This is a genomic window from Pseudoxanthomonas sp. Soil82 (genome assembly GCF_040446535.1).
GTDB lineage: Bacteria > Pseudomonadota > Gammaproteobacteria > Xanthomonadales > Xanthomonadaceae > Pseudoxanthomonas > Pseudoxanthomonas kaohsiungensis.
This window is the reverse complement of sequence record NZ_JBEAAK010000004.1, coordinates 388,146-413,608: the sequence shown is the minus strand read 5'-3', so window position 1 is coordinate 413,608 and position 25,463 is coordinate 388,146. Positions and strand designations below refer to the sequence as shown.

Here is a 25,463-nt window from a genome sequence, read left to right as displayed (position 1 = left end):
ATCGGCCGGCATCGCGTCGAGGTCTGCGGCGTCCCTGCCCCGGGGCGGAAGTCGCGCGGGCGGCGACTCGCCACCCGCGCCGCGGCATCAGAACGTCAGGCGGATGGTCGCCGCATAGCGACGGTCGTTCACGTACCAAGAGGTGACACGGCTGCCGGCCTCGTTCTGGTCCATGATCGTGCGCTGCTCGGCGTTGTTGAGGTTGTTCATCTCCAGGCCGATCTGCAGGTTGTCGCTGATCCGGTAGAAGACCGAGCCATCGAGCTGGCCGTAGTCGTCGCTGTACACCGGCAACTTCCAGACGATGTTGTTGTTGTTGCCGTTGTAGCCGTTTGGCCCCACCGAGAGCAGGTACTTGCTGCGCCAGTTGTAGGCCAGGCGCACCTGCCACGGGCCCTTCTCGTAGAACGCGGCGAGGTTGAACGCGTTCTTCGACAGTCCATCGGCCGGCAGGTCGTCGAACGTCGAACCATCTGTGTCGACCGGCTGCACGTCGATGTTGTTGGGCACCTCGGTGGAGCTGTCGATGTAGGTGTAGTTGGCCGACATGCCGAAGCCGTCGAACGGCTCGGGCAGGAAATCGAAGAACTGGTTCCAGCCCAGTTCCGCGCCGCGGATCTCCGCCGTGCCCACGTTCACCGGGCGGCTGATCAGGTAGTCGTACGTGTTGCCGTCCGCGCCGGGGAATGGAACCTCCTGCGTCTGGCGGCGGAAGTAGTCCTTGATGTCCTTGTAGAACAGGTTCACCCAGGCCATGCCGCCGTGGTCGGGATCGAAGTACCACTCCGCCGACAGGTCGAACTGGTTGGCCTTCATCGGCTCCAGGTACGGGTTGTCGTAGGAGCTGCCGGTCAGGTCGAGGCACTCGAGCGAGGCCACCGGCACGTCCGGACAGGCGTTGCCGGCGTCGTCGAAATCGCGGCGGCTGACATTGAGGATCTGGTAGGCCTGCATGTCGCTGAAGGCCGGGCGCGCGATGGCCTTGGACGCGGCGAAACGGAAGATCACGTTCGTCATCGCTTCCCAGCGCATGTTCAGGCTGGGCAGCACGTCGGTGTAGGAGTTCTCGGCCGAGACCGGCTCGGACTGGCCGCTGCCCAGGAACGGTGCATAGACCTGGTTCGGGAACACCACGTAGCCCTTGGCGGAATTCTCGGTGCGCACCACGCGCACGCCGACGTTGCCGTCGAACGCCACGTCGTCCAGGCCGAAGTTGAGCATCAGGTAGCCGCCGTTGGTGGACTCCTCCTGCACGTTGGTGTGCTGCGGCCCCGGAAGCATCGGCGTGTAGGGAGTGAAACCGCCCGGATTGATGTAGTACTCCTCGGCCGCCGCGTGGATGGCCTGGTAGCTGCCCGGGTATCCGAGCGCCGTGGCCAGGATCGGCGCATAGAAGCCGCCCGGCGTGTTCGCGTCGCCGCGGTAGAAGTTCTTGAACTCGTTGAAGTGGGTCAGGCTGGAGTTGACCTCGCTGCTCAGGTCCAGGCCCGGCAGCGGCACGCCGCCAGGCAACTGCCACCACTGCATCCAGGGCTGGATCACGGCCGCCCAGTTGTAGCCGGTGTCGATGCTGGTCGCGTCGCGCCGGGTGGTGCGCACGCCGCCCCGGATCGAGCGGAAGAAGCCGCTGTCGAAGCTGTACTTGATGTCCGCCCGCCAGGCCAGCTGGTCCGCCTCGTTGTCGTCCTGGTGGTCCATCGTGAACCCCCAGTAGTAGTTGTCGGGGTTCGCGGTGAACTGCTGGTCGACGCTGATCGACGGCAGGCCGCCGGTGAGGTCGACGTCGATGTACGGCATCAGCAGGCCCAGCGCCACCGTGGAATCCAGGCTCTTGGTGTCCGCCTTGATGTACTGCAGGTCGGTCGACAGCTCCACGTTGTCGTTGACCGTCCACTTCAGGCCCGCGGAGAAGTCGGTGGTCTTGGAGTCGCGGTTGGACGCACGGATGTCCGTGCCCATCGGCACGCCGCCCGGCTGGATGATGCGGCCGGAGCGGAACACGTTGCCATCCAGCTCGAACGGCTGGCTGGTGTCGAGCGCGACCTGGGTCGGGTCGTTGTCGACGAAGATCGCGTCCTCGTTCCAGAGCTCGTTGTACTCGCTCTGGAAGGCGGTGGCGACGACCTCGATGTCGTCGTTGGGCCGCCACTGCATGGCCAGGTAGGCGCCGGAACGCCTGCGGTCGTAGTTCAGCGTGCGCCAGTCGGCGCCACGCGGCACCCAGGCCTCGTCGTTGGTGCCGTCGCCGTCGATGTCGGCGTTGCTGTTGTTGAAGAACGGGCGGACGAACATGCCGTCGGTGCGGGTCGCCAGGTCCGAGCGGGCCACGTCGACCAGGATGCCGAAGTCGCCGGCGCCGGTGTTCCAGCGGTTGCTGTACAGGACCGAGGCCGACGGGCTGGTCTTGTCGGCGAAGTCGCCGTTGTTGACGCTGAAGCTGGCGGCGAGCTTCTCGCCCTCGAAGTCGAATGGCAGGCGGGTACGCAGGTTGACCGTGCCGCCCAGGCCGCCTTCGATCATCTCGGCGGTCTGGTTCTTGAACACGTCGACGCCGGCCATCAGCTCGGACGGCACGTCCTGGAAGCTGAGGCCACGGCCGCCGGAGGCCGAGAAGCTGTCGCGCCCGTTGAGCTCGGAGCGGACCTGGGTGAGTCCGCGGACCTGCACGCCGTTGCCCTCGGCCGAGAAGTGCTCCGGGTCGCCGACCGCGAGGAAGCGGTCGATGGTGACGCCGGGAATGCGCGACAGGGTCTCGGTGACGCTGCGGTCGGGCAGCGCGCCGATGTCCTGCGCGGTGACCGAGTCGACGAAGGTGTCGGCGTCGCGCTTGATGTCCTGGGCGCGCATGACGCTGGCGCGGATACCCTGGACCTGCACCGCGTCCAGTTCCACTGGCGCGCTCTCGTCGGTCGTACTGCTGTCCGCATTCTCGGCGGCAGCCTGTTCTTGGGCGTGGAGCACGCCGACCGGCAGGGCCAGGGCGATGCCCAGGGCCAGGGCCGAACGGGCGAGGTGGGCAGGCAGGCGCGACACGGCGCCGCTGCGGAGCGGGTATTTCGGCATCACTGTTCCCTCCCAGGACACTGACTTTCGAATCTTCGAGTTGTAGGCCGGCGGTGCCGGCGGCGGAATGGACCAGCGCTGTCATCCGATGGATCGCCCATCGAGGCCTGCCGGGCTGGAACTCCCGGCGGCCACCTTAGGCGCGCTGCGTCACGGATTGCCAATGAAGAATTCGGGGGGATCTATGCCGTGAGGGAATATGTTTACCGGTGACTTATTCAAGCCCAGTCGCGTCGAGTCAGGAAACCGGCGCGAAAAGAAAGAAGGGCCCGCGCCTTCCGGCACGGGCCCTCCATCCGTTGCGTTGCCTTACCAGCTGGCGCGGAGCACGGCCGAGTAGCGGCGGTCGTTCTCGAACCAGGCACGGCTGTACAGGGTGTCGTCCTCGTAGCCGTCGCGCAGGTACTTGCGCGGCCCGACCAGCAGCTTGGTGATGCTGTTGGTCAGGTTGTTCACCTGCAGGCCGATCTGGAAGTTCTTGTTGATGTTGTAGAAGAACGATCCGTCCAGCTGGCCGTAGTCGTCGTTCCATACCGGCAGGAACACGATCGCGTCGCTGCTGGTCAGCAGGTACTCGCTGCGCCAGTTGTAGGCCAGGCGTGCCGAGAAGCGGCTGGTCTCGTAGATGCCGATGACGTTGTACGAGTGCTCGGACAGGCCCTCCAGCGGCAGCTCGACCGTGCCGGCACGCGCGGCGCTGCCGTTCGGGACCCCGACCGCGGCATTGGTGCCGCCGCTGCTGTCGACGAAGGTGTAGTTGGCCTGCACGCCGAAGCCCGGCAGGAAGTCGAAGAACTGCGAGTAGCCCACCTCGTAGCCGCGGATCCTGCCCTCGTCCAGGTTGCGCGGACGGGTGATCAGGTATTCGTCGCCGAAGATGAGCTCGGTGCCGGCCTGGTTGGCGAAGTAGTCCTTGATGTCCTTGTAGAAGAACGTCGCGTACAGCATGTTGGCCGGGCCGAAGTACCATTCCAGCGCCGTGTCGAACTGGTTGGCGCGCATCGGCTTCAGGTCCGGGCTGCCGCCGCTGCCGGTGAAGGACAGGTCGGACGGCCCGCAAAGCTCGGTCCGCAGTCCGTCGTCCAGCGCCTGCTGGCACGCCGACGCGCTGGCCGACAGCGGCAACCAGGCCTGCATCAGGCGGAACTCCGGCCGCGCGATCGCCTTGGACGCGGCGAAGCGCCACTGCACCCCATGGTCGAAGCGCATGCGCAGGTTCAGGCTCGGCAGCACGTCGGTGTAGGTGGTCCGGGTATCGGTGATGAAACCCTGGCCGGCGTACCGCTCCAGCACCTCGGGCGTCACCACGTCGGCCCAGCTGGACATGTCCGGCATCACCCCGCCGCCGAGCGTATCGACGCTGGTCTGGACCACGCGCACGCCGATGTTGCCGTCGAGCGGACGCTCCATCGCGTCGTTGCCGAAGTACAGCACGCCGTAGGCGGCCTGGGTGCGTTCGTCCTGGGTATTGGTGCTCTCCGGTCCGTACTCGATCGGCGTCCACCGCGCCCCGGGCAGCTGGCCCAGGGTGGCGGCCACGGTGGCGATGTCGACCATGCCGTCCTTCGGCGACCAGAACGTGGTCGGCACGTCGGCCTTGCCGCCGAAGAAATCCTTCATCGTGTACAGGGTCGAATCGTTCGAATAGAACTGGTCCAGCCAGGCGACGTTGGCGCGGGCCGGGTCGGCCGGGGTTCCGGTGAGCTTGTTCCAGTCGTCGCTGATGACGCCCCAGTTCCAGCCGGTGGACAGGTTGTCGTAGCTGCGGTCGGCGATGCGCGCGCCGAAGCGCACGAACTGCAGCCAGTTGCTGTCCTGGAAGGTGTACTCCAGGTCCACGCGGGCGGCGTGCTCGGTGCCCTCGCTGTCGGCGATGTGGTCCATCGCCGAACGCCAGAAGTAGTTGCGCTGGTCGGTGACGGTGGACGGGTCGGCGACGCTGACCGACGGATACTTGCCGCTCAGGTCGAGGGTCATCTCCTGCAGCAGGGTCGAGGCATGGACCGAGAAGTCGACGTTGCTCGCCTCCGCCTTTACGTACTGGTAGTCGCCGCGGATGATCAGGTTGTCGGTGATGAAGTGCTGGAAGCCGGTGGACCAGTCGGTGGTCTTGGAGGTCTGTTCGTTGACGCGGTTGCCGCTGATGAACTGGATGCCGGAATTGCCCTGGTAGACGCCGGGGTTGCCGTTGTCCAGGTCCGACGGCTGGCCGAGCCAGCCGCCCTGCCGCACCGTGCCCTTGATGAAGCGGCCGCGGCTGTCATAGACGAACTGGGTGCCGACCGCCGGGATCAGGTTGTTGCTCATGTCGGCCAGGCCGTCGGCGTAGATCGGATTGAAGTGGTCCGGGTCGCCGTTCCAGTTGGGCTGGTTCTTCTGCGAAGCACCACCGAACTCCATGAAGTGCTCGCGCCAGGTCATGTCGTACTGCGAGGTGATGAACTGGGTGTAGACCTCGGTGCTGTCGTTCGGCCGCCACTGCAGCGCGAACGCGCCGCCCTGGCGCTTGCGCTCGAAATCGGTACGCCGCCAGTTGGCGCCGCCGGGCACGAACACCTGGTCCAGGTCGGTGCCGGCCAGCAGTGCGTCGCGCTGGGATTCGGCCGACTGCCAGGAACCCTGGTCCCAGTCGTACACCCAGTCGGTTTCCGAGCCTTCGGTCTGTTCGGCCGGCTTGCGGCCGCGGCGGTCGAAAGGCATGACCTGGACGCCGTCCGATCGGGTCGCCAGCTCGGAATAGAAGACGTTGGCCAGCGCGCCGATCTCGCCGAAACCGGTCTGCCAGCGATCGCTGAACAGGAACGAGGCCGAGGGCCGCGCATCCTTGGCCTTGTCGCCGTAGTTGTAGTCGATGCTGCCGGCGACCTTGCGGCCGGGTTCGTCGAACGGCTTGCGCGTGCGCAGGTTGATCGTGCCGCCCAGGCCGCCCTCGATGATCTCGGCCGAGGGGTTCTTGTAGACATCCACGCCGGCCATGAGTTCGGCCGACACCTCCTCGAAGCTGATGCCGCGGCCGCCGGCGGCGCTGAAGATGTCGCGTCCGTTGAGCTCGCCGCGCACGAAGGTCAGGCCGCGGATCATCACGCCGCTGCCTTCTGCGGAGAAGTGGTCGGTATCGTCGCGCGCGGCGAATCCGGTGACGGTCACGCCGCTGACGCGCTTGAGGGTCTCGGTGACCGAGCGGTCGGGCAGCGCGCCGATGTCTTCGGCGGTCACCGAGTCGACGATCTGCGCGGCATCCTGCTTGATGTCCTGGGCGCGCATCACCGAGCCGCGGATGCCCTTGACCTCCACCGCCTGGAGCTCGGTGGCCGCAGCGTCCGCCCCCTGCCCGCCGGACGGCGCGTTGGCCTCCTGCGCCTGAAGCGTGCCGGCCGCCAGTGCCAGGGCGACGCCCAGGGTGAGCGCGGAGTGGTTGATTCGGTGCGACGGACGTGGAGCGGCGCTGCGCGCACGGGCACAGGTCGGACGGTTCGACATTGACAGTTCCCTCCCCAGGAGACTGGTGGCTTGCGGAAAATGACCCGGTGGTCCGGCAGCCCTCACTGCCGGTGGTAGCGCTATCACCTGCCCAGAAAAAAAAAGCCGGTGTTCAACGGCCTGCGCTACGCGTGCCCACACTAGTCGGGCACGGGAGACGGGACCAATGACAATATCGAATGCAAGAACGCGCTCGATATCCCTGAATGGACATATCAGGCCGGAGACTCGGGCGCCATGTCGGCGAAGCCGTAGAGGCGCCGCGCGACGGTCCGCAAGGAGTCCAGCATCTTCTGCGCCGCCGGCGAAAGCAGGTGGCTCCGGCGGCGCACGATCCCGAACGACTCCATGCCCACGCCCAGGTCCAGCGGCAGCACCGCCAGCTGGCGCGCCTGCACGTAGGGCGCCACCGACTCCGCCGGCAGCGCTGTCACCAGGTCGCTGACCCGCAGCAGGTTGATGGTCACCGACAGGGAAGACGTCTCGATGGTGTTGCGCGGGCCGAGCAGCCCGTGTTCGAGGAACATGGTTTCCAGCCGCGTGCGCAACACGCTGTCCGGCGGCGGCAGGATCCAGCCGTAGGGCGCCAGCTCCCCGTGCCCCACCTGCCCGCGGCCGTCCAGCGGATGGCCGGCGCGCACGATCACCGAATGGGGCTCGTCGGACAGCGGCTCGAACAGCAGGTCCGCCCCACCCTCCGGATCCATGATCCGGCCGATCACCAGGTCCAGTTGCCCGTCCAGCAGCTTGGCCACCAGCGGCCGGCTGTAGTCCATCTCGATCCGCACCAGGATGTCGGGGTGTTCGCGCTTGACCGCGGCGACCGCCTGCGGCACCAGGTTCGTGCCGGGGTTGACCACCGTGCCGATCGACGCCTGCCCCATGCGCCCGTCGCGCAGCGCGGCGATCTCCTCCTGGGCGCGGCCGATCTCCAGCAGCGCGGTGCGGGCGCGTCGGATCAGGACCTGGCCGTACCAGGTCGGCTCCACGCCACGGGCATGGCGCTCGAACAACGGCACGCCCAGCAGCCCTTCCATCTCGGCCAGCAGCTTCGAGGCCGCGGGCTGTGTCATCCGCGCGGCCTCGGCCGCGCGCAGGACCGAGCCTTGTTCTTCCAGGTGCATCAACAACAGCAGGTGTCGCGTTTTCAGTCGCGACGGGTTGAACCAGTGCGCATTGCCGGTCGGCTTGCCCATTTCCCCTCCCAGAGAAACTATTCGAAGCCGGAATAGATTACGGCGAAAATTTCATTTGCCCAACATAACTTGTCGGGGGAGGCTACGGCCGCTGCATCTGCACGTGACCGACCCGGCCCCGCCAGGGCGTCGCGTGCCTCCAGAAACGGCCTGGGAGGAGGGCCATGGCACGCTTCCAGCACACGGCCGTGCACCTGCGCGCGCACCCGGGCGGACCGATCCGCACCTTTCAAGTCCTGCATCGAGGCCTGGCATGACCGACCCTGGCCACCCTGCCAGCCCCGGCGGGCGGATCGCCCAACCGCCGTTCAGCCTGCCGCTGATCGCGATCCTGCGCGGCATCACGCCCGGCGAAGCTGCGGCGCACGTGGGCGCGCTGGTCGAAGAGGGCTACGACGCGATCGAGATCCCGCTGAACTCGCCGGACTGGGCGCAGAGCATCGCCATCGCCGCGCGCGAGCATGGCGGCCACGCCTGGATCGGCGGCGGCACGGTGCTGCGCCCGGCTGAAGTCGACACGCTGCAGCACCTGGGTGCGCGCTTCATCGTCACCCCGCACACCCATCCGCCGCTGATCCGCCACGCGGTGGCGGCAGGGATGCAGGTGGTGGCCGGATTCGCGACCGCCTCGGAGGCGTTCGCCGCGCTCGATGCGGGCGCGCAGATGCTCAAGCTCTTCCCTGCCGCCACCTACGGCCCGGGCCACGTCCGCGCGCTTCGCGCTGTGCTGCCAGCCGTGCCGCTGTTCGTGGTCGGCGGCGTCACCCCGCTCACGCTCACCGAATACCTGGCCGCCGGGAGCACCGGCGCGGGCATCGGGGGCGAACTCTACCGTCCCGGCCAGCCGATCGAGCGCACCCGTTCCGGCGCGCGCGAATTCCGCCTGGTACAGACCGCCTACCGCCCATGAAAAACCTGTCCCCCGGACGCCCTCCGACCAAGGCCCGTGCATGAAGATCCGCCGCCTCACCACCTACCATGCGGCGCCGCGCTGGCTGTTCCTCAAGATCGAAACCGACGAAGGCATCACCGGCTGGGGCGAGCCGGTGGTGGAGGGCCGCGCACGCACGGTCGAGGCGGCGGTGCATGAACTGGGCGATTACCTGGTGGGCCAGGACCCGGCACGGATCAACGACCTGTGGCAGACGCTGTACCGCGGCGGCTTCTACCGCGGCGGGCCGGTGCTGATGAGCGCGATCGCCGGCATCGACCAGGCCCTGTGGGACATCAAGGGCAAGGCGTTGGGCGTGCCGGTGTACCAGCTGCTGGGCGGCCTGGTCCGGGACCGGATGAAGACCTACCGCTGGGTCGGCGGCGACCGTCCGGCCGAGCTGGTGGAACAGATCCGTGGCTATCGCGCCCAGGGTTTCGACACCTTCAAGTTCAACGGCACCGAGGAGATGCGCCTGGTCGACAGCCCGCGCGCGATCGACGCGGCGCTGGCCAAGGTGGCGGCGGTGCGCGATGCATTCGGCGACAGCGTCGACTTCGGCATCGACTTCCACGGCCGCGTGGGTGCGCCGATGGCGCGGGTGCTGCTGCGCGAGCTGGAGCCCTACCGGCCGTTGTTCGTCGAGGAACCCGTGCTGCCCGAGCAGGCGGAGTACTACCCGCAGCTGGCGGCCGCCAGCGCGATCCCGCTGGCGGCCGGCGAGCGCATGTACTCGCGCTTCGAGTTCAAGCGCGTGCTCCAGGGCGGCGGCCTGGCGATCCTGCAGCCGGACCTCTCGCACGCCGGCGGGATCAGCGAATGCCTGAAGATCGCGGCTATGGCCGAAGCCCACGACGTCGCCTTGGCGCCGCATTGTCCGCTGGGGCCGGTGGCGCTGGCCGCGTGCCTGCAGGTGGACTTCGTCTCGCACAACGCGATGCTGCAGGAGCAGAGCATCGGCATCCACTACAACCAGGGCGCGGACCTGCTCGATTACGTGGCCAACCGCGAGGACTTCGCCTGCGAGGACGGCTGCATCCGCGCCCTGCCGCTGCCGGGGCTGGGCGTGGTGATCGACGAGGACCGCCTGCGCCACGCCCATGCCAACCCGCCCGACTGGCGCAATCCGGTCTGGCGCCATGCGGACGGCAGCGTCGCCGAATGGTAGAACGTCGACGATGGATCCCGCCCCGTCCGACCCGGCCCGCCTGACCGTCGATTCCCGCTGCGCCCACGGCGAGGGCGTGCTGTGGTGCGAGCGCCGCCAGGCGCTGCTGTGGGTCGACATCGACGGCGCCCGCCTGTGGATGCACCTGCCGGCGCAGGGAACCTCGCGGTCCTGGCCCCTGCCCGACCGCCCCGGCTGCATCGGCCTGGGCCAGGCGGGCGACCTGCTGCTGGTCCTGGCCAAGGCGCTGTACCGCGCCGACTTCGACGCGGCGTTGGCCGACGGCGCGGACGCGGTGCCGCTGGTGCACCTGGCCGACGTGGAGCCGCACGAGCCGCGCACGCGCAGCAACGACGGCCGCGCCGACCGGCATGGCAACTTCGTGTTCGGCACCATGGACGAATCGGCGACGAAGGCTCCGATCGGCGCGTTCTACCAGTACTCGGCCGCGCACGGCCTGCGACCGCTGCCGCTGCCGCCGGTGGCCATCTCCAACTCGATCGCGTTCTCGGCCGATGGCCGCACCCTGTACTGGTGCGACTCGATGTCGGCGGAGATCCACTGCTGCGACTACGACCCGGACCGGGCGCAGGTGGGCCGGTCGCGGGTGTTCGCGCGGGTCGACCTGCCCGGTGCGGTGGCGGACGGCTCCACCATCGACGCGGAAGGCCACCTCTGGAACGCCCAGTGGGGCGGCGCGCGGGTGGTGCGCTACCGCCCCGACGGCACGGTCGACCGGATCGTGCCGATGCCGGTGCCGCAACCCTCCTGTTGCGCGATCGGCGGCCCGGGCCTGGACACGCTGTACGTGATCACCTCGCCGCAGGGACTCGGCCAGGCTGCGCGCAGCGCCTGGCCCGGCTCGGGCAACCTGTTCGAGCTCCGCCTGCCGCGGGCGCTCGGCCTGCCGGAAGGCCGGGTGGTATTGCCATGATCGCGGTGGACTGGGGCGGCACCCGCCTGCGCGCCTACCGGCTCGCCGCGGACGGTCGCGTACTGGAGCGGCGCCGCAGCAACGAGGGGGCACTGGCCTGCCATGGCCGCTTCGGCAAGGTGCTGGGCGCGCTCCTGGCGGACTGGGACGATCCGCTGGTGGTCATGGCCGGCATGGTCGGCGCGCGCGGGGGCTGGATCGAAGTGCCGTACGTGCGCTGCCCGGCCGACGCCGCGGCGCTGGCCGCAGGCATGCTGCACCTGGACGCGTCGCTCGAGGCGCCCGGGCTGGCCCGGCGCACGCTGTGGTGCGTCCCCGGAGTGGCCGACCACGGGCCACTGGTGGGCGACGTGATGCGCGGCGAGGAAACCCAGGTGGCCGGCCTGCTCGACACGCTCGGGCCCGGCACCCACACGCTGTGCCTGCCCGGCACCCACAGCAAGTGGGTGCGCGTGCGCGAGGGCGCCATCGTCCACGTCTCCACCGCGATGACCGGTGAGCTGTATTCGGTGCTGCGCTTGCACAGCATCCTCGGGCGCGGCATGCCCGAAGGCGAGCCGCCGATGGACCTCGCCGCGTTCGACGCCGGCCTCGAATGCAGCCGCGATCCCGCCAGCGGGCTGCTGCACGACCTGTTCGGCGTGCGCACCGCGTCGCTTTTCGGCCACTTCGCCCAGGCCGCGCTGCCGTCGTACCTGTCCGGCCTGCTGATCGGGCACGAACTGCAGGCCGCGCTCGCCGGCTTGCCGGCGCCGGTGCACCTGGTCGGCAGCGAGGCGCTGGTGGAGCGCTATGCGCGCGCCCTGCAGGCACGCGGCATCGAAGTGCAGCGCCATTCCGAGGAGCTGGCCGCCGCCGGAATGCATCGCCTGGCACGGGCCCGCGGCCTGGCGTGACGCGTCCCCGGCGCGACGCCGGCCGGCCGGTGGACTAGAATGGCGCGCCCTGTTCGCCACGTCCCGCGCCGCCCATGCCCTTCGTCGTCACCGAGAACTGCATCAAGTGCAAGTACACCGACTGCGTGGAGGTGTGCCCGGTCGACTGCTTCCACGAGGGCCCCAACTTCCTCGTGATCGATCCGGACGAGTGCATCGACTGCACCCTGTGCGAGCCCGAATGCCCGGCCAACGCGATCTACCCGGAGGATGACGTGCCCGCCGGCCAGGAAGGCTTCGTTGCGCTCAACGCCGAGCTGTCGCAGGCCTGGCCGGTAATCACGGTGCGCAAGGAACCGCTGGCCGATGCGGCCGAGTGGGACGGCAAGCCGGGCAAGTTGCCGCTGCTGGAACGCTGAGCGTAGAGCGGGGCTTGCCCCGCTGCCCGTTTCGGGTACTCGCCTGGTGGCAGCGGGGCAAGCCCCGCTCTACGAAGAAAGGCGCCCAGGGGGCGCCTTTCTTGCGACGGCGATGGCAGGCGCTGTGTCGTCAGCCCTTGGCCAGCGCCGCCTGCAGTGCGGCGACCACCTTCAGCGGCGCCTCGGCGGTGGCGGGCAGGCCGCGCGGATCGACCGCCGAAACATAGGCACCGCCCTCGACCGCGACCACCCGCACCAGGAAGTCCACGCCCTGGTAGCTGACGTCGTAGGTGCCCAGCAACTGGGCGCGGCTGGCGATGGTCACGCCGTCGATGCCTTCCAGCGCGGTGCCGACCTGGGCGAACACCGCATCGCGGGTACCCGGCACGGTGAAACCGCTCGGCGAAGCCGCCGGGGCGGCGACCGGCGCCTGCTGCGGACGCGGCGCGGCACCGCCGGCCGGCGGCAGGGCCATCGCTCCGGAGGTGTCGGGCAGGTTCAGGTCCGGCGGCACCTCCAGCGGACGCTCCTCGGCCGCCAGCGCGTAGTCGCCCTTGGGACCCTTGCTGAACCAGGAGCAGCCGCCGAGCAGCACGGTGGCGGTGGACGCCAGCAGCACGGCCACGGAGGCACGGGCGAAGCGGGAAGTGTTGGACATCAATGCTCTCCGGGGTTGTCTGGATCAGGCCGCGAGCGCTTCGCGGCCACTGAGTGATTCGAGTTCGCGCGCCAGCGCGACCATGGCGGCCGCCTCGCCCTGGAACTGCGCCGACAGCGGCAGCAGCGGCAGGCGCAAGCCTTGCCCGTGGCCGAGACGCTGCAGCAGCGCCTTGACCGGGATCGGATTGGACTCCACGCCGCAGAAGCCATGCAGCGGTGCCAGCCGTGCATCCCATTCGCGCGCGGCGACCGTGTCGCCACGGCGCGCCAGGTCGCACAGGCGACGGTAGGCGGCCGGGGCCGCGTTCGAGCCGACCGAAACCAGGCCATCGGCGCCGGCGAGCATGGCGCCACAGGCGCTGCCGTCGTCGCCGCCGAGCACGCTGAAACCGGGGCCGCGCAGCGCGACCAGTGCCGCCATCCGCGACGGGTCGGCGACCGCTTCCTTGATGCCGACGATACGTTCGTGCGAGGCCAGCTCGGCCACGGTATCGGGCAGCATGTCGGCGCCGGTGCGGCCCGGGACGTTGTATAGCAGCACGGGCAGTCCGCCCTGCTCGGCCACGGCGCGGTAGTGCGCCAGCAGCCCGGCCTGGGTCGGGCGCACGTAGGAAGGCACGACCACCAGCGCCGCATCGGCGCCCGCGGCGGCCGCGCGGCGGGTCTGGGCGATCGTGCGCGCGGTGCCCGCCTGGCCGGTACCGGCCAGCACCGGCACGCGGCCGGCGACGGTTTCCACCGCCAGGCGCAGCAGCGCGTCGTACTCGGCATCCTCGAGCATCGCCGCCTCGCCGGTCGAGCCGGCCACGACCAGGCCCTGCACGCCGCGGGCCAGCTGCCATTGCAGCAGCCGGCGCCAGGCGTCGAGGTCCAGTGCGCCGGCCTCGTCGAACGGGGTCGCAAGCGCGGTGATCAGGCCGGTGGGGTGCAAAGCGGTTGGCTCTGGATTCTGCGGGTTGCGCGCATGGCGCAGCCCGGTTTTCAGGAGGCCCGATCATACTTGCGGCCTGAAAGCACGGGCAAGTATGCTGCGCCAAGCGGCCGGGCGAGCCCAGCCGCCATTCAGCCTCTCGCAATGCCGGAAGCCTCCTTGACCGATACCCCGCCCCGGCCTTCGCCGAACGAAAACCACCTCCTGATCAACGCCTATACGACGCATCCGGAGTCGCCGCTGCTGTCGGTGACGCGCCGCATTGCCGACAGCGGGTGCAACCTGGTGGATGCGCGGCTGGCCTCCGTGGGCCGCGACGTGTCGATGACCGCGCTGGCGACCGGTTCGTGGGACGCGGTGGCCAAGCTGGAAGCCATGCTCGGCCGGCTCGACCGCGAGGAAGGCCTGAAGCTCAACTGGTACCGCACCGGCGCCAAGCAGATCCAGTCCAACCTGCTGCCGTACATCGTCGAGGTCGTGGCCGCCGACAAGCCCGGCATCCTGTTCCAGCTGGCCGACTTCTTCGACCGCCAGGGCATCACCATCGAGAACCTGCAGAGCACCCGCTACCGGGCGATGCAGACCGGCGCGGAGATGTTCTCGGCGCAGGTGACGATCGGCGTGCCCGCGAACATGCACATCGCCGCGCTGCGCGACGATTTCCTCGAGTTCTGCGACCACTTGAACCTGGACGCGATCATGGATCCGATGAAGTTCTGACGGGAGCGCGGTTCCGGCACGATGAAGCAACCCAGGCTCGACCGCTCCACCCTGAAACTGCCGCTGGCCCTGTCCGGCGGCCGCACCGCCTCCCTCGCCGATTACGCAGGCCGCTGGCTGGTGCTGTATTTCTACCCCAAGGACAGCACGCCCGGCTGCACCACCGAGGGCCTGGAATTCAACGCGCTGCTGCCGCGGTTCCGCGAGCTCGGCGCCGAGGTGCTGGGGGTGTCGCGCGATTCGGTGAAGTCGCACGACAACTTCTGCGCGAAGCAGGGGTTCGACTTCGCGCTGGTCAGCGATGGCGACGAAGCCTTGTGCCGCGCCTTCGACGTCATCCACGAGAAGAACATGTACGGCCGCAAGGTGCTGGGCGTGGTCCGCAGCACCTTCCTGCTCTCGCCCGATTCGCGCATCGCGCGCGAATGGCGCGGGGTCAAGGTCCCCGGGCACGCCCAGGCCGTGCTCGATGCGCTGAAGGCCGAAGCCTCCCAGTGACCGCCGCCCCGATCCAGAGCCTGCGCCGCCCTGCCCTGCAGGCCGCGGCGGCTCGCCCCTGTCCGGCACCGGTGCGCGCGACCCGCGCCGGTGCGTGCGACCGCGTTCCACCCCCATGCAACGCACCATCCACCAGGAAGCCACGATGACCCGAGGCAAGCGCATCTACGTGCTGGATACCAACGTGCTGATGCACGATCCGACCGCGCTGTTCAAGTTCGACGAGCACGACATCTTCCTGCCGATGCAGGTCATCGAGGAGCTGGACAACGCCAAGAAGGGCACCTCCGAGGCGAGCCGCAACGCGCGCCAGGTCAGCCGGTTCCTCAACGAGCTGGTCGAGAACGCCGGGCTGGAGCGGCTGGCCGACGGCATCCCGCTGGTCCAGCCGCAGGGCGTGCAGCTGCGCGGCCGGCAGAGCGCGGGGCTGCTGCGCTTCCAGACCAGCCACTTCGAGGCCGGCAAGAGCTTCGGCGCGGTCATCCCGGACAACGCCATCCTCGGCGCGATCCTGGCGCTGAAGGAGCAGACCCTGGCCGAGATCCCGGTGGTGTTCGTCTCCAAGGACATCAACCTGCGGATCAAGGCGGCCATCGCCGGGATCGTGTCGGAGGACTACGAGAACGATCGCGCGCTGGACGACTTCAGCCTGCTCTACACCGGCGCCACCGAGCTGCCGGAGGACTTCTGGGACCGCCACGAGAAGGACCTGCGTTCGTGGTCGGACAAGGGCCGCACCAGCTACGAGGTGGTCCTGCGCGAGGACGAGGACTGGCACCCGAACCAGTACCTGTACCTGCCCGGCGAAGACGAGGTCGAGCTGCGCGTGGTCAAGGTCGAAGGCGGCAAGGCCACCCTGGCCCTGGTCGACGACTTCCGCAGCGGCCAGCACGCGGTGTGGGGCATCAGCGCGCGCAACCGCGAGCAGAACTTCGCGCTCAACGCGCTGATGGATCCGGACATCGATTTCGTCACCCTGCTGGGTACCGCCGGCACCGGCAAGACCCTGCTGGCGCTTGCCGCCGGCCTTGCGCAGACGATGGACCAGCAGCGCTACCGCGAGATCATCATGACCCGCGCCACGGTCAGCGTCGGCGAGGACATCGGCTTCCTGCCCGGCACCGAGGAGGAAAAGATGACCCCGTGGATGGGCGCGCTGACCGACAACCTGGAAGTGCTGACGCACAACCAGGAGGGCGGCGCCTGGGGCCGCGCGGCGACCAACGACCTGCTCGCCTCGCGGATCAAGATCCGATCGATGAACTTCATGCGCGGCCGCACGTTCCTGTCGCGCTACCTGATCCTGGACGAGGCGCAGAACCTCACTCCCAAGCAGATGAAGACGCTGATCACGCGCGCCGGCCCGGGGACCAAGATCGTCTGCCTGGGCAACGTGGAGCAGATCGACACCCCGTACCTGACCGAAACCACCTCGGGCCTGACCTACGCCGTGGACCGCTTCAAGAACTGGCCGCACAGCGCGCACATCACCCTGCGCCGCGGCGAGCGTTCGCGCCTGGCCGACTTCGCGTCGGAAGTGCTGTAGCGCAGAGGCCACGGGCATGGGCCTGCAGCTGCCGCGCTGGGTCTGGGTCGGGGCGGTCACGCTGGCGTGCATCGCCGGCATGGTCAACGTGGTCGGCTACCTGGGCTTCGAGCACCAGGCGGTCAGCCACCTGACCGGCACGACCAGCCTGCTGGGCGCGGCGCTGGCGGCCGGGGACTGGCGTGCGGTCGCGCACCTGTGGGGCGTGCTGATCGCTTTCTGCGTCGGCGCGATGCTCAGCGGCCTGATCATCCAGGACGGCACGTTGCGCCTGGGACGGCGCTACGGCGTCGTCCTGGCGCTGGAATCGCTGCTGCTGGCCGCGGCCGTCCCGCTGTTCGTGCGCCAGCAGTTGTCCGGCGCCCTGCTGGCGGCGATGGCCTGCGGGCTGCAGAACGCGATGGTCACCGCCTACAGCGGCGCGCTGGTGCGCACCACCCACCTCAGCGGCATGTTCACCGACCTGGGCATCGGCCTGGGCCACCTGATCCGCGGCCTGCCGCTGCCGGTGCGGCGGCTGACGCTCAGCGGACTGATCATCAGCGGGTTCCTCGGCGGCGGCATCCTCGGCGCCTGGCTGTTCTCCCTCCTGCGGTACCACGCCTTGCTGGTGCCGTCCGCGCTGACCGGACTGACGGGCGTGGGCTACGTCGCCTACCGGCATGCGGTGCTGGTACGGCAACGCCGCGCGGGGAACGGGCCGGCATCGCAGGATGCGCCCTGACCGGCTCGACGCGCCGGCGCGTCGCAGTGGCGGCGGTGCACAATAGCCGCATGAACGATCATCGCGCCGATTCGCGCCCGGTTTCCGTCCTGACCATCGCCGGCTCCGATTCCGGTGGCGGAGCGGGCATCCAGGCCGACCTGAAGACCTTCGCCGCCCATGGCGTGCACGGGCTGTCGGCGATCGCCGCGCTGACCGCGCAGCACACCCGGGGGGTCACCGCGGTGGAGGTGCCGAACGTGGCGTTCCTCGACGCGCAGATCGATGCATGCTTCGACGACTTCCGCATCGGCGCGGTCAAGCTGGGCATGCTCGCCAGCACCGCGGTGATCGAGACCGTCGCCCGTGCCCTGGCGCGGCATCGACCCGCGCAGGTGGTGGTCGACCCGGTGATGATCGCCACCAGCGGCGCGCGGCTGCTCGCCGAAGATGCGCTGGACGCACTGCGCACGCGCCTGCTGCCGATGGCCACGGTGATCACGCCCAACCTTCCGGAAGCCGAACTGCTGCTGGGCTGGCGGATCGACAGCCTTGCGTCGATGTCGCAGGCCGCCACGGCGCTGCGCGCGCTGGGCGCTCCGGCGGTCCTGCTCAAGGGCGGCCACCTGGCCGGGCCGGGCGAGGTGGTCGACATCCTCGCCGACGCCGACGGCGAACAGCGCACGGCCCATCCGCGCCTGCGCCTGGAGGCGCACGGTACCGGCTGCACGCTGGCGTCGGCGGTCGCGGCCAACCTGGCACGCGGCCTGGCCCTGCGCGCGGCCTGCACGGCGGCGGCCGACTACGTGCACGCCGCGCTGCGTGGCGGTTACCGCCCCGGCCGCGGCGAAGTGGAAGTACTCGATCACTTCGCGGCGATGCCCGGCCGATGACGTCCACGCCCACCGAGACGACCGCCACCGCGACCGACGGACACCGCTGGACCCTGTTGGCGCATGAACCGGTGCGGCCGCGCGCGCGCCTGCTGTGGCTGCCGGCGCTGGGCGTGGCGGCGCGCCATTACCTGCCGCTGGCCGAGGCGCTGGCCACGCACGGCGTCGCCACCCACCTGCACGAATGGCGCGGCAACGGCAGCAGCACGCTGCGTCCCTCGCGAACGCAGGACTGGGGCTATCGCGAACTGCTGGCGCTGGACCTGCCGGCCAGCATGGCCGCCCTCGGTGGCGACGACGTGCCGTTGCTGCTCGGTGGCCACAGCCTGGGCGGGCAGCTGGCGTGCTGCTTCGCCGGCCAGAATCCCGACGCGGTGTCCGGCCTGTGGCTGGTCGCCAGCGGCACGCCCTACTGGCGCACCTTCCCGGCACCGCGCGGCTGGCTCCTGCCGCTGGTGTACCGCTTCCTGCCGTGGCTGGCCCGGCAGCAAGGCACCCTGCCCGGCCGGACGCTGGGCTTCGGCGGCACCGAGGCGCGGGGCCTGATCGCCGACTGGGCCCGGGTCGGCCTCAGCAACCGCTACCGCGCCGCCGGCTTCGATGCGGACCTGGACGCGGACATGGCACGCGTGCGTGCACCGGCCTGCGGAGTGGTCCTGGCCTCGGACTGGCTGGCCCCGGCCACTTCGATGCAAGCGCTGCTGGCCAAGCTGCCGTATGCGCCGGCCCGGGTCGTGCAGCTGGATTCGGTCGCCCTGCAGGCCCCGGCCGACCACTTCGGCTGGATGAAACAACCGGCGACGGTGGCCGCAACCCTCGCCACGACAGGCTTGCCGAAAGAATCCGCGGACAAGCGTTGACGGCCGCCAGCGGCTCACGCATAATTCCGCGCCTTGAAACGCGCCCGTAGCTCAGCTGGATAGAGTACCTGGCTACGAACCAGGCGGTCGGGAGTTCGAATCTCTCCGGGCGCGCCATTTCAGAGGGCCTGCGACTTGTCGCAGGCCCTTTTTTTTCGTCCGCGTCGTTCAGGCCGCGATCACCTGGCCGCCGGCGCACTGCCCGGCGGAAAGCCCTCGAACATCTCGGCGATGCCGGCGCGCAACAGGGCATCGCCCTTGGCCGGGTCGTCGGGCACGGTGTCGCTGGCGGTGCCGCGCCAGATCGCCTGCTTGGTCTTGGTATCGAACAGGTCCACCACCAGCGTGCCGACCGTATAGGTGCGCACCCGCGTGGTCGCGCTGCCCATGCCCATTCCGCCATACCAGCCCGGCCCCCAACCCCAGCCGCCATACATCGGGCCCGAATACATCGTGTCCAGGCTCTGCTGCTGCTGGGTGGCGACGTGGGCGACCACGGCCACGTCGCCATTGGGCGACTCCGTCCAGCCCTTGGCATTGAGCTGGGCATTGACGTAGTCCACGATCCGCTGCGCGGCCAGCGGCGGCACGCCCTGCTTGTCCGGCTTGTTGAGCCAGGTATAGGTCCGGTAGCCGCTGAAGTTGGCCGACGGGTCGGCGTCGGTATGCACCGTGGGCGTGCTGGCGCAGGACGCCAGCAGCAACGCGGCAAGGATGACGGGGATCAGGCGTGTCATGGGTCTCTCCTCTGTTGTACGGGGGTGGGTGGAAAAAGGGCGGCGCCCAGGCGCTGCGGTCACGGCCCGGGCTCCGGGAAGACGCGCTCCCAGTCGTTCCTGATGCTCACCACGTGCCAACGCCCGGCCTTCGCGGCAGCCAGCGAGGCGCCATCGGCCTCGCCGTAGGCAAACTCGCGCTCCCCGTCGTCGTGGTTGACCAGCAGCTGGAACGAGGGATACGGCGACGCCTGCGAATAGGCGAGCTGGGCGATGTCGCCGCCGCTGCGCACGTTGCCGGCGACGAACACGGGGACCTTGCCGGCATGGGCCAGCACGCCTGCGACCTTGCCTTCATGGTCGTTGACAGCACCCAGCCGCGCCGCCTTGAGCACGGCGACCTTGCCGTCGACCAGGCTGACGTCGTACTGGCCGCTGGATCCGATCACCTGCTGCGGCGGGATACCGTAGAACGGCCCGCTTATCGGACGCATGAAGTCGATGCCGCCGCCGCTGCCGATCCAGGTCTCGAAACCGTTGGCGCGCAGGTACCCGAGCAGTTCCAGCATCGGCTGGTAGGTGGTCTGCCGGTACGGTACGCCCAGGGTCGGATGCCTGGTGGTGGCGAAGAAGGCTTCGACCTCGCGCGCGTACTCGTCCGGCGACATGCCGGTGGAGGACAGGGCCAGCAGCTGCATCGCATGCTTCTCGCCGTCCTTGCCCTGGAAGAACGCCGTGTCCTTGGCCAGCAACGCCTTCACCGCGGGGTTGGCGGCCAGTTCGGGCTTTTCCTTCGCCATCGCCGCGATGCGCGTTCCGACGAACTCCAGCTGCACGATCGGCTGCTCCGCCCAGAGCGTGCCGTCGTTGTCGAAGATCGCGAAGCGCGCTTCCGGCGGAACGAAGCCCGGTCCACCCCCGGTGGTCGCCGCCTGCACGTAGTCGATGATCGCCTGCTTGTTGGCGCCCGTGCGCCAGGAGGGCAGCGGATCGGCCCTGGCCGCGTCTGCCGGCGCCGTCGTGGCACCGGCTTCGGCAGCGGGTGGCGCCGGTTGCGCTGCCGACGGCGGCCTGCAGCCCGCAACGGCCAGCACCAGCACCGACGCCAGCAGCAGCCAGCCGGGCCGAGCGGGCTTCACCGAAAGCATGTTCCCCATTTCCCACCTCGTCCGGTTCGGGGACCGCCGCCGGCTGGCGGCGGTCCGATGGTCCGGCCCGCTTCAGCGGGGCGGATTGACCACTACGTACTGCACCGTGGTTCCGGCGTACTGCGGCTGGTACCAGGTCGAACCGCATTGCACCGCGCAGAGTACGGCAAGGGACCGCCATTTGCGTTGCACGTGCATGCTCACTCTCCTGCTGCTGGGTTGGGCTTCGGGATCGAGCGGATCGGGTGTGGGGCCCTGCGGCCAGCCCGGCGAAGCGGCCGCCTTCGTGGCCCGCTGTCGGCCGGATGCCACGGGCTGGCGGGCTCGCCATGCGTCAGTCCTTGTGCGCGCCTTCGGCCGGATGGCGGAATGCCACGTCGCGCTCGCGGATCTCGACCACGTCGCGCTCCAGGAAGTAGTTGAGGAAGGTCCGGATCACCGCCACCGCGCCGAGCTGGCCGATCGCTTCCCAGGACGGTGCGATCGAGGATTCGATGATGTCCGCCGCGAGCTGGAAGGTCAGTCCCGCCACCAGCCAGCGTGCGTAGCCCAGCCACAGCACCCGCCGCCGGTGGCCATCCCTGGCCCTGCCCGACAGGACCAGCGCGATCACGGTGACGAAGGTATACACCGTGGCGCCTGCGATCAGCACCAGGGCCATCAGGTCGATCGCGGCGATCACCGGTTCGCTGAGCGCATAAAGCCATTGCCTGAGCATCGCCTACGCTCCTGGCTGCCCGCGCACGACGCAACGGAAGCCCACGTGGCTGGTCGACGTGTCCACCGGCTGCGCCATCCGCGCGGCCGGCCGGTATCGGCGGCAGTAATTCGGGGCGCAGGCATGGGAGCCACCCTTGGTCACCCGCCTGGGGATGGACGCCTGCTCGCGCGGATCGATGCTGGCGGCCTCCTCGCCGCCGCGTGGATTGTCCAGCGTGCAGCAGCTGTGCTGGATGCGGCCATGCTCCTGGTACCAGTCGCAGGTCCACTCCCAGACGTTGCCAATCATGTCGTGCAGGCCGTAACCGTTCGCCGGGAAGGAGCCGACCGGGGCGGTGAACATGAAGCCATCGAGCTGCTGGTTTTCCCAGGGGAACTCGCCCTGCCAGGTGTTGGCCATGTAGCGCCCCCCGGGCACCAGTTCATCCCCCCAGGCGAACTCCGTGCCCTCGCTGCCGCCCTTGCTCGCGTATTCCCATTCGGCCTCCGTCGGCAGTTCCTTGCCTGCCCACAAGGCGTAGGCCAGCGCATCCTCGTAGGCGACATGGACCACCGGATGCTCGTCCATGCCTTCGATCGAGCTGCCGGGGCCGCGCGGATGGCGCCAGTCGGCGCCGGCCACGTACTGCCACCAGTTGTAGTGGTTGCGCAGGTCGACCCGCGCAGGCGGCGGCACCAGTACCACCGAGGAGGGCACCAGCAACGCGGGGTCCGCGCTGGGATAGTCGGCCGGGTCGGCCGGCCTCTCCGCCAGCGTGACATGGCCGGTCGCGGCCACGAACCGTCCGAACTGGCGGTTGGTCACCGCATGGCGATCGATCCAGAACCCGTCCACCCGAACCTGATGCGCCGGCTTCTCTTCCGGGTAGTGCGCGTCCGAGCCCATGGTGAAGACGCCGCCCTCGACGCGGGCCATATCTTCCATCGACGGCGTCATTCCGGTCTCCCTGCCCATCGTCACTCCCCGAGTTCCATGTTCCCGTCGACAGGCGGGCCAGCGCCTCCAGCGCGGCAGCGGGCGACAGCACCACTGCCGGCCTTCGCGGCGCGCCCGGAGCCTCCCCGCGTGGCGGCGGCATGTCGCCCCCGCCTGCGCCGCGCCGTGAACGTGGCCATGCAGGCGGCTTCGCCGCCTGCATGGAATTCGTGCAGCACGTAATCAGCCACCGCCCGCCGCCTCGCTCATCTTCGCCATCGCATCGTCGATGGTGAAGCTGTTGGGCTTCTGCACCGCCGGGAAATCCCTGAAGGTCTCGGCGAACTTTCCGGCCACCGCCTGCACGGCATAGATCAGGTAGGCATGCTGCATCATCCAGTCGTCATAGGTATTCGACGTCACCGGCGCGAACTCGTACGGGTCCGTCCGCAGGTTGTAGATGACTGGCGCCCTCAGGCGCACGAATGGATCGCGCCAAACCGCTAGCCGCCCGGCCGTGCGCTGTTCCATGAACGTGATCTTCCAGTTGTCCATCCGCACGGCCAGCACGTCTCCGTCGTCGCTGAAGTAGAAGAAGAAGTTGCGCGGACTCTTCTTCTCCTTGCCGGTGAGGTAACCCGCGAGGCTATACCCGTCGATGTGGTTCTTGTAGGTCCGCCCAATCGCCTTGTAGCCCTTCTTGAGCTTGTCGACCACATCCGGCGCCCCGGCGATGTCCAGGAAGGTCGGCAGCCAGTCGTGGTGCTGGACGATCTCGTTGCTGATCGAACCGGCCTCGATGCGCCCGGGCCAGCGCACGATCATCGGGATCCGGAACGCGCCTTCCCAGTTGGTGTTCTTCTCGCTGCGGAACGGCGTGGTGCCCGCGTCCGGCCAGGAGTTGCGGTGCGGACCGTTGTCGGTGGAGTACTGGACGAAGGTATCGTCGGCGATGCCGAGTTCGTCCAGGAAATCGAGCATCTGACCCACGTTCTTGTCGTGGTCGACCATCGTGTCGTGGTATGGCGACTGCCAGCGTCCCGCCTGACCCCGGCTCTCCGGCTTGGTGTGGGTGTACAGGTGCATGTGCGTGGTGTTTATCCATACAAACCAGGGCTTTCCGGCCTTTTCCTGGCGCTTGATGAAGTCCTTGGCGGCGGCGACGAACTCGTCGTCGCAGGTCTCCATCCGCTTGCGGTTGAGCGGCCCGGTGTCCTCGATCTTCTGCTTGCCGACCCGGCCCCAGCGCGGGTGGGTGGTCGGGTCGTCCTTGTCGGTGGCCCAGGTATGGAGCACGCCGCGCGGGCCGAAGGTCTCGCGGAACTTCGGGAAGTCCTCCGGCGACGGATAGTCGTCCATCTCCGGCTCTTCCTCGGCATTGAGGTGGTAGAGATTTCCGAAGAACTCGTCGAAGCCGTGGTTGGTGGGCAGCATGTGGTTGAGGTCGCCGAGGTGGTTCTTGCCGAACTGGCCGGTGGCGTAGCCCTGTTCCTTGAGCAGCGCGGCGATGGTCACCAGCTTCTCGTTCATGCCGATCGGCGCACCCGGCAGGCCCACCTTCGAGAGGCCGGTGCGGTACACGCTCTGCCCGGTGATGAAGGCCGAACGCCCGGCCGTGCAGCTCTGCTCGCCGTAGCTGTCGGTGAACATCATGCCTTCCTCGGCGAGGCGATCGATGTTCGGGGTGCGGTAGCCCATCAGCCCGTGCGAGTAGCAGCTCAGGTTCGAGATGCCGATGTCGTCGCCCCAGATCACCAGGATGTTGGGCTGCTTGCCCGGACTTCCGCCTTTGCCCTTTGCGGCGGCTTTCGTTGCCGGCTTCGCGGCCGCCTTCGGTGCCTCTTTCACCTTTGCCATTTCGCTTTCTCCTTGAACACGGTTGCATGCGTCTGGAAATTCCACCGGGGGTTGGTGGACGCGGCAAGGTCGTCCCGGCTTGGGGCGGCCAGGTTGGTACCTCCTATCCGAACGGCGCCACGCCGAACACCATGCTGACGATGGCCAGCAGGCCCAGCATCAGCAGCGCCGTTGCGGTCAACAGGGTGAAGGAGACGGGATAGCCGGTCTGGCCGTGGACCAGGCCCGCGCCCATCATCGCGTTGCGCTCTGCGCGCAGTTCCTTCATGTAGTTGACGTGGTAGACCATGCCCAGTACCAGCATGGCGATCCCCAGGGCCACCAGCGCGATGCCGAAGTTGCGGGGGGCGTGGCTTCCCAGCTGCACCCCGGGCGCCTGCAGCAGCTTGCCTAGCACCTGGTAGATGGTGAAACCGAAGCCGATCAACGACAGCGACGTGCGGATCACCGACATCAGGGTGCGCTCCGCGCTCAGGCGCGTTCGCTGGAACGACATGCCGGTACGCCGCATCGACATGTCGGTGCGGTCGGTGGACAGGTCGGTGCGGTGTTCCGACAGCGAGGTGCGGTACTCGGACAGGTCGGTGCGATGGTCCGACAAGCCGGTGCGGTGGTGCGAGAGCTGGGTACGGTAGGCCGAGTACTGGACCGAGGCCACGTCGGGACTGGATGCATCGACCGACGGGATAGGCGGCAGCTGCCAGGCTGGCAGCGCCTGCGGGCGCTTGGGGAGTGCGTCGTGGTCGACCGGGTTCCGTTCGAACGCTTTCGTACTGGGGGCCATGCTGCATCCTCTGGAAAGAATGGCAACCGACAGGTACTCAGTGCTGCGTGCTGCGTCGCTGCACCAGGCGCGTGAACAATCCACGCAGGAGCAGGTAGGGGACCAGCGCCAGGAGCAAGGCGATGACGAAGGTCTCGACCGGATACTTGAACGCGCCGAACACCTTGAACTGGTAGATCACGTCCATCGCCACGCCCAGCAGCAGGATGCGGGCCACTGCCGTCACCGCTTGCCGCCATGCCGCCAGCCGCTCCACGCGGTCGGCGTGACGAATGCGCACCCAGTACGGTTCGCGGCCGATGCGCGCGTCCCTGGTTCCATCGCGCCATGCCATCAGCGCAGCCATGATCGGCTGCAGGAAGAACCGGAACGTCATCGGCCCGTCGGACCGTGCGATCAGGTCCGACCAGAATCGGTGCAGGTACTCCAGAAACGCATCCATGGC

The 25,463-nt window shown here is 68.8% G+C and carries 23 protein-coding genes and 1 tRNA gene; 12 read left to right on the top strand and 12 right to left on the bottom strand.

From position 1 onward, the window contains the following. Positions 1-87 precede the first annotated feature (87 nt). The 3 genes from ABKA19_RS13215 to ABKA19_RS13205 all read right to left on the bottom strand — a co-directional run bounded on the left by ABKA19_RS13215 (position 88) and on the right by ABKA19_RS13205 (position 7,739). Positions 88-3,063: a TonB-dependent receptor gene (locus tag ABKA19_RS13215; protein ID WP_353689288.1), complete on the bottom strand. Its 2,976-nt coding sequence runs from the start codon at positions 3,061-3,063 to the stop codon at positions 88-90. A 309-nt stretch (positions 3,064-3,372) separates the two neighbouring features. Next, entirely contained in the window at positions 3,373-6,543 is a 3,171-nt protein-coding gene (locus ABKA19_RS13210) for a TonB-dependent receptor (protein ID WP_353689287.1), read from the bottom strand. Between the two features lie 215 nt (positions 6,544-6,758). Next, positions 6,759-7,739 (bottom strand): LysR substrate-binding domain-containing protein, encoded by a 981-nt coding sequence (locus ABKA19_RS13205; protein WP_353689286.1) that lies wholly within the window; start codon positions 7,737-7,739, stop codon positions 6,759-6,761. A 253-nt stretch (positions 7,740-7,992) separates the two neighbouring features. Here ABKA19_RS13205 and ABKA19_RS13200 point away from each other — a divergent pair, with 253 nt between their 5' ends. The 5 genes from ABKA19_RS13200 to fdxA all read left to right on the top strand — a co-directional run bounded on the left by ABKA19_RS13200 (position 7,993) and on the right by fdxA (position 12,066). Continuing rightward, complete coding sequence (locus tag ABKA19_RS13200; protein WP_353689285.1) at positions 7,993-8,649, top strand: 2-dehydro-3-deoxy-6-phosphogalactonate aldolase; 657 nt, start codon at positions 7,993-7,995, stop codon at positions 8,647-8,649. Between the two features lie 40 nt (positions 8,650-8,689). Further along, entirely contained in the window at positions 8,690-9,838 is a 1,149-nt protein-coding gene (dgoD, locus tag ABKA19_RS13195; protein WP_353689284.1) for a galactonate dehydratase, read from the top strand. A 10-nt stretch (positions 9,839-9,848) separates the two neighbouring features. Next, positions 9,849-10,772, top strand: a complete 924-nt coding sequence (locus tag ABKA19_RS13190; RefSeq protein ID WP_353689283.1) for an SMP-30/gluconolactonase/LRE family protein — start codon at positions 9,849-9,851, stop codon at positions 10,770-10,772. Continuing rightward, on the top strand, positions 10,769-11,668 hold the full coding sequence (locus ABKA19_RS13185) for a 2-dehydro-3-deoxygalactonokinase (RefSeq protein ID WP_353689282.1): 900 nt from the start codon (positions 10,769-10,771) through the stop codon (positions 11,666-11,668). The genes ABKA19_RS13190 and ABKA19_RS13185 overlap by 4 nt, the downstream gene beginning before the upstream one ends. 74 nt (positions 11,669-11,742) lie before the next feature. Beyond that, positions 11,743-12,066, top strand: coding sequence for a ferredoxin FdxA (gene fdxA, locus ABKA19_RS13180; RefSeq protein ID WP_162377546.1), 324 nt, complete (start codon positions 11,743-11,745; stop codon positions 12,064-12,066). Positions 12,067-12,196: 130 nt separating this feature from the next. On the opposite strand, the gene ABKA19_RS13175 is transcribed toward fdxA, so the two are convergent. Beyond that, positions 12,197-12,724 (bottom strand): hypothetical protein, encoded by a 528-nt coding sequence (locus tag ABKA19_RS13175; RefSeq protein WP_353689281.1) that lies wholly within the window; start codon positions 12,722-12,724, stop codon positions 12,197-12,199. 24 nt (positions 12,725-12,748) lie between these two features. After that, positions 12,749-13,657 (bottom strand): 4-hydroxy-tetrahydrodipicolinate synthase, encoded by a 909-nt coding sequence (dapA, locus tag ABKA19_RS13170; RefSeq protein ID WP_502945786.1) that lies wholly within the window; start codon positions 13,655-13,657, stop codon positions 12,749-12,751. 144 nt (positions 13,658-13,801) lie between these two features. Here dapA and ABKA19_RS13165 point away from each other — a divergent pair, with 144 nt between their 5' ends. From ABKA19_RS13165 to ABKA19_RS13135, 7 genes are all read left to right on the top strand, one after another. Beyond that, a complete protein-coding gene (locus ABKA19_RS13165) occupies positions 13,802-14,377 on the top strand; it encodes a glycine cleavage system transcriptional repressor (protein WP_353689280.1) in 576 nt (191 codons plus the stop codon). 21 nt (positions 14,378-14,398) lie between these two features. Continuing rightward, positions 14,399-14,875 carry a peroxiredoxin gene (locus ABKA19_RS13160; RefSeq protein WP_353689279.1) on the top strand — a complete coding sequence of 159 codons (477 nt, stop codon included), beginning with the start codon at positions 14,399-14,401 and terminating at the stop codon, positions 14,873-14,875. 145 nt (positions 14,876-15,020) lie between these two features. Next, entirely contained in the window at positions 15,021-16,421 is a 1,401-nt protein-coding gene (locus ABKA19_RS13155; protein WP_353689278.1) for a PhoH family protein, read from the top strand. A 16-nt stretch (positions 16,422-16,437) separates the two neighbouring features. After that, complete coding sequence (locus tag ABKA19_RS13150) at positions 16,438-17,145, top strand: YoaK family protein (RefSeq protein ID WP_353689277.1); 708 nt, start codon at positions 16,438-16,440, stop codon at positions 17,143-17,145. A gap of 50 nt (positions 17,146-17,195) precedes the next feature. Beyond that, complete coding sequence (gene thiD, locus ABKA19_RS13145) at positions 17,196-18,017, top strand: bifunctional hydroxymethylpyrimidine kinase/phosphomethylpyrimidine kinase (RefSeq protein ID WP_353689276.1); 822 nt, start codon at positions 17,196-17,198, stop codon at positions 18,015-18,017. Continuing rightward, positions 18,014-18,877 carry an alpha/beta hydrolase family protein gene (locus ABKA19_RS13140; protein ID WP_353689275.1) on the top strand — a complete coding sequence of 288 codons (864 nt, stop codon included), beginning with the start codon at positions 18,014-18,016 and terminating at the stop codon, positions 18,875-18,877. Before thiD ends, ABKA19_RS13140 begins: the two co-directional genes overlap by 4 nt. A gap of 40 nt (positions 18,878-18,917) precedes the next feature. Beyond that, a tRNA-Arg gene (locus tag ABKA19_RS13135) sits at positions 18,918-18,994 on the top strand. 62 nt (positions 18,995-19,056) lie between these two features. Here the strand turns inward: ABKA19_RS13135 and ABKA19_RS13130 are convergent. The 7 genes from ABKA19_RS13130 to ABKA19_RS13100 form a co-directional block, all read right to left on the bottom strand. Then, positions 19,057-19,614 carry a DUF4136 domain-containing protein gene (locus ABKA19_RS13130; RefSeq protein WP_353689274.1) on the bottom strand — a complete coding sequence of 186 codons (558 nt, stop codon included), beginning with the start codon at positions 19,612-19,614 and terminating at the stop codon, positions 19,057-19,059. A 59-nt stretch (positions 19,615-19,673) separates the two neighbouring features. Next, complete coding sequence (locus tag ABKA19_RS13125) at positions 19,674-20,741, bottom strand: HAD family hydrolase (protein WP_353689273.1); 1,068 nt, start codon at positions 20,739-20,741, stop codon at positions 19,674-19,676. A gap of 334 nt (positions 20,742-21,075) precedes the next feature. After that, positions 21,076-21,459 carry a DUF1622 domain-containing protein gene (locus ABKA19_RS13120; protein WP_353689272.1) on the bottom strand — a complete coding sequence of 128 codons (384 nt, stop codon included), beginning with the start codon at positions 21,457-21,459 and terminating at the stop codon, positions 21,076-21,078. A gap of 3 nt (positions 21,460-21,462) precedes the next feature. Then, positions 21,463-22,386, bottom strand: a complete 924-nt coding sequence (locus tag ABKA19_RS13115; protein WP_353689271.1) for a formylglycine-generating enzyme family protein — start codon at positions 22,384-22,386, stop codon at positions 21,463-21,465. Between the two features lie 234 nt (positions 22,387-22,620). Next, entirely contained in the window at positions 22,621-24,234 is a 1,614-nt protein-coding gene (locus ABKA19_RS13110) for an arylsulfatase (RefSeq protein ID WP_353689270.1), read from the bottom strand. Between the two features lie 103 nt (positions 24,235-24,337). After that, positions 24,338-25,018, bottom strand: a complete 681-nt coding sequence (locus ABKA19_RS13105; protein ID WP_353689269.1) for a YidH family protein — start codon at positions 25,016-25,018, stop codon at positions 24,338-24,340. A gap of 37 nt (positions 25,019-25,055) precedes the next feature. Next, positions 25,056-25,460, bottom strand: a complete 405-nt coding sequence (locus ABKA19_RS13100; protein WP_353689268.1) for a hypothetical protein — start codon at positions 25,458-25,460, stop codon at positions 25,056-25,058. Positions 25,461-25,463: the final 3 nt, after the last annotated feature.

Coding starts and splice junctions, on each gene's coding strand:
- ABKA19_RS13215 (WP_353689288.1), bottom strand. CDS start 3,063: ATGCCGAAATACCCGCTCCGCAGCGGCGCCGTGTCGCGCCTGCCTGCC.
- ABKA19_RS13210 (WP_353689287.1), bottom strand. CDS start 6,543: ATGTCGAACCGTCCGACCTGTGCCCGTGCGCGCAGCGCCGCTCCACGT.
- ABKA19_RS13205 (WP_353689286.1), bottom strand. CDS start 7,739: ATGGGCAAGCCGACCGGCAATGCGCACTGGTTCAACCCGTCGCGACTG.
- ABKA19_RS13200 (WP_353689285.1), top strand. CDS start 7,993: ATGACCGACCCTGGCCACCCTGCCAGCCCCGGCGGGCGGATCGCCCAA.
- dgoD (WP_353689284.1), top strand. CDS start 8,690: ATGAAGATCCGCCGCCTCACCACCTACCATGCGGCGCCGCGCTGGCTG.
- ABKA19_RS13190 (WP_353689283.1), top strand. CDS start 9,849: ATGGATCCCGCCCCGTCCGACCCGGCCCGCCTGACCGTCGATTCCCGC.
- ABKA19_RS13185 (WP_353689282.1), top strand. CDS start 10,769: ATGATCGCGGTGGACTGGGGCGGCACCCGCCTGCGCGCCTACCGGCTC.
- fdxA (WP_162377546.1), top strand. CDS start 11,743: ATGCCCTTCGTCGTCACCGAGAACTGCATCAAGTGCAAGTACACCGAC.
- ABKA19_RS13175 (WP_353689281.1), bottom strand. CDS start 12,724: ATGTCCAACACTTCCCGCTTCGCCCGTGCCTCCGTGGCCGTGCTGCTG.
- ABKA19_RS13165 (WP_353689280.1), top strand. CDS start 13,802: ATGCCGGAAGCCTCCTTGACCGATACCCCGCCCCGGCCTTCGCCGAAC.
- ABKA19_RS13160 (WP_353689279.1), top strand. CDS start 14,399: ATGAAGCAACCCAGGCTCGACCGCTCCACCCTGAAACTGCCGCTGGCC.
- ABKA19_RS13155 (WP_353689278.1), top strand. CDS start 15,021: ATGACCCGAGGCAAGCGCATCTACGTGCTGGATACCAACGTGCTGATG.
- ABKA19_RS13150 (WP_353689277.1), top strand. CDS start 16,438: ATGGGCCTGCAGCTGCCGCGCTGGGTCTGGGTCGGGGCGGTCACGCTG.
- thiD (WP_353689276.1), top strand. CDS start 17,196: ATGAACGATCATCGCGCCGATTCGCGCCCGGTTTCCGTCCTGACCATC.
- ABKA19_RS13140 (WP_353689275.1), top strand. CDS start 18,014: ATGACGTCCACGCCCACCGAGACGACCGCCACCGCGACCGACGGACAC.
- ABKA19_RS13130 (WP_353689274.1), bottom strand. CDS start 19,614: ATGACACGCCTGATCCCCGTCATCCTTGCCGCGTTGCTGCTGGCGTCC.
- ABKA19_RS13125 (WP_353689273.1), bottom strand. CDS start 20,741: ATGCTTTCGGTGAAGCCCGCTCGGCCCGGCTGGCTGCTGCTGGCGTCG.
- ABKA19_RS13120 (WP_353689272.1), bottom strand. CDS start 21,459: ATGCTCAGGCAATGGCTTTATGCGCTCAGCGAACCGGTGATCGCCGCG.
- ABKA19_RS13115 (WP_353689271.1), bottom strand. CDS start 22,386: ATGGAAGATATGGCCCGCGTCGAGGGCGGCGTCTTCACCATGGGCTCG.
- ABKA19_RS13110 (WP_353689270.1), bottom strand. CDS start 24,234: ATGGCAAAGGTGAAAGAGGCACCGAAGGCGGCCGCGAAGCCGGCAACG.
- ABKA19_RS13105 (WP_353689269.1), bottom strand. CDS start 25,018: ATGGCCCCCAGTACGAAAGCGTTCGAACGGAACCCGGTCGACCACGAC.
- ABKA19_RS13100 (WP_353689268.1), bottom strand. CDS start 25,460: ATGGATGCGTTTCTGGAGTACCTGCACCGATTCTGGTCGGACCTGATC.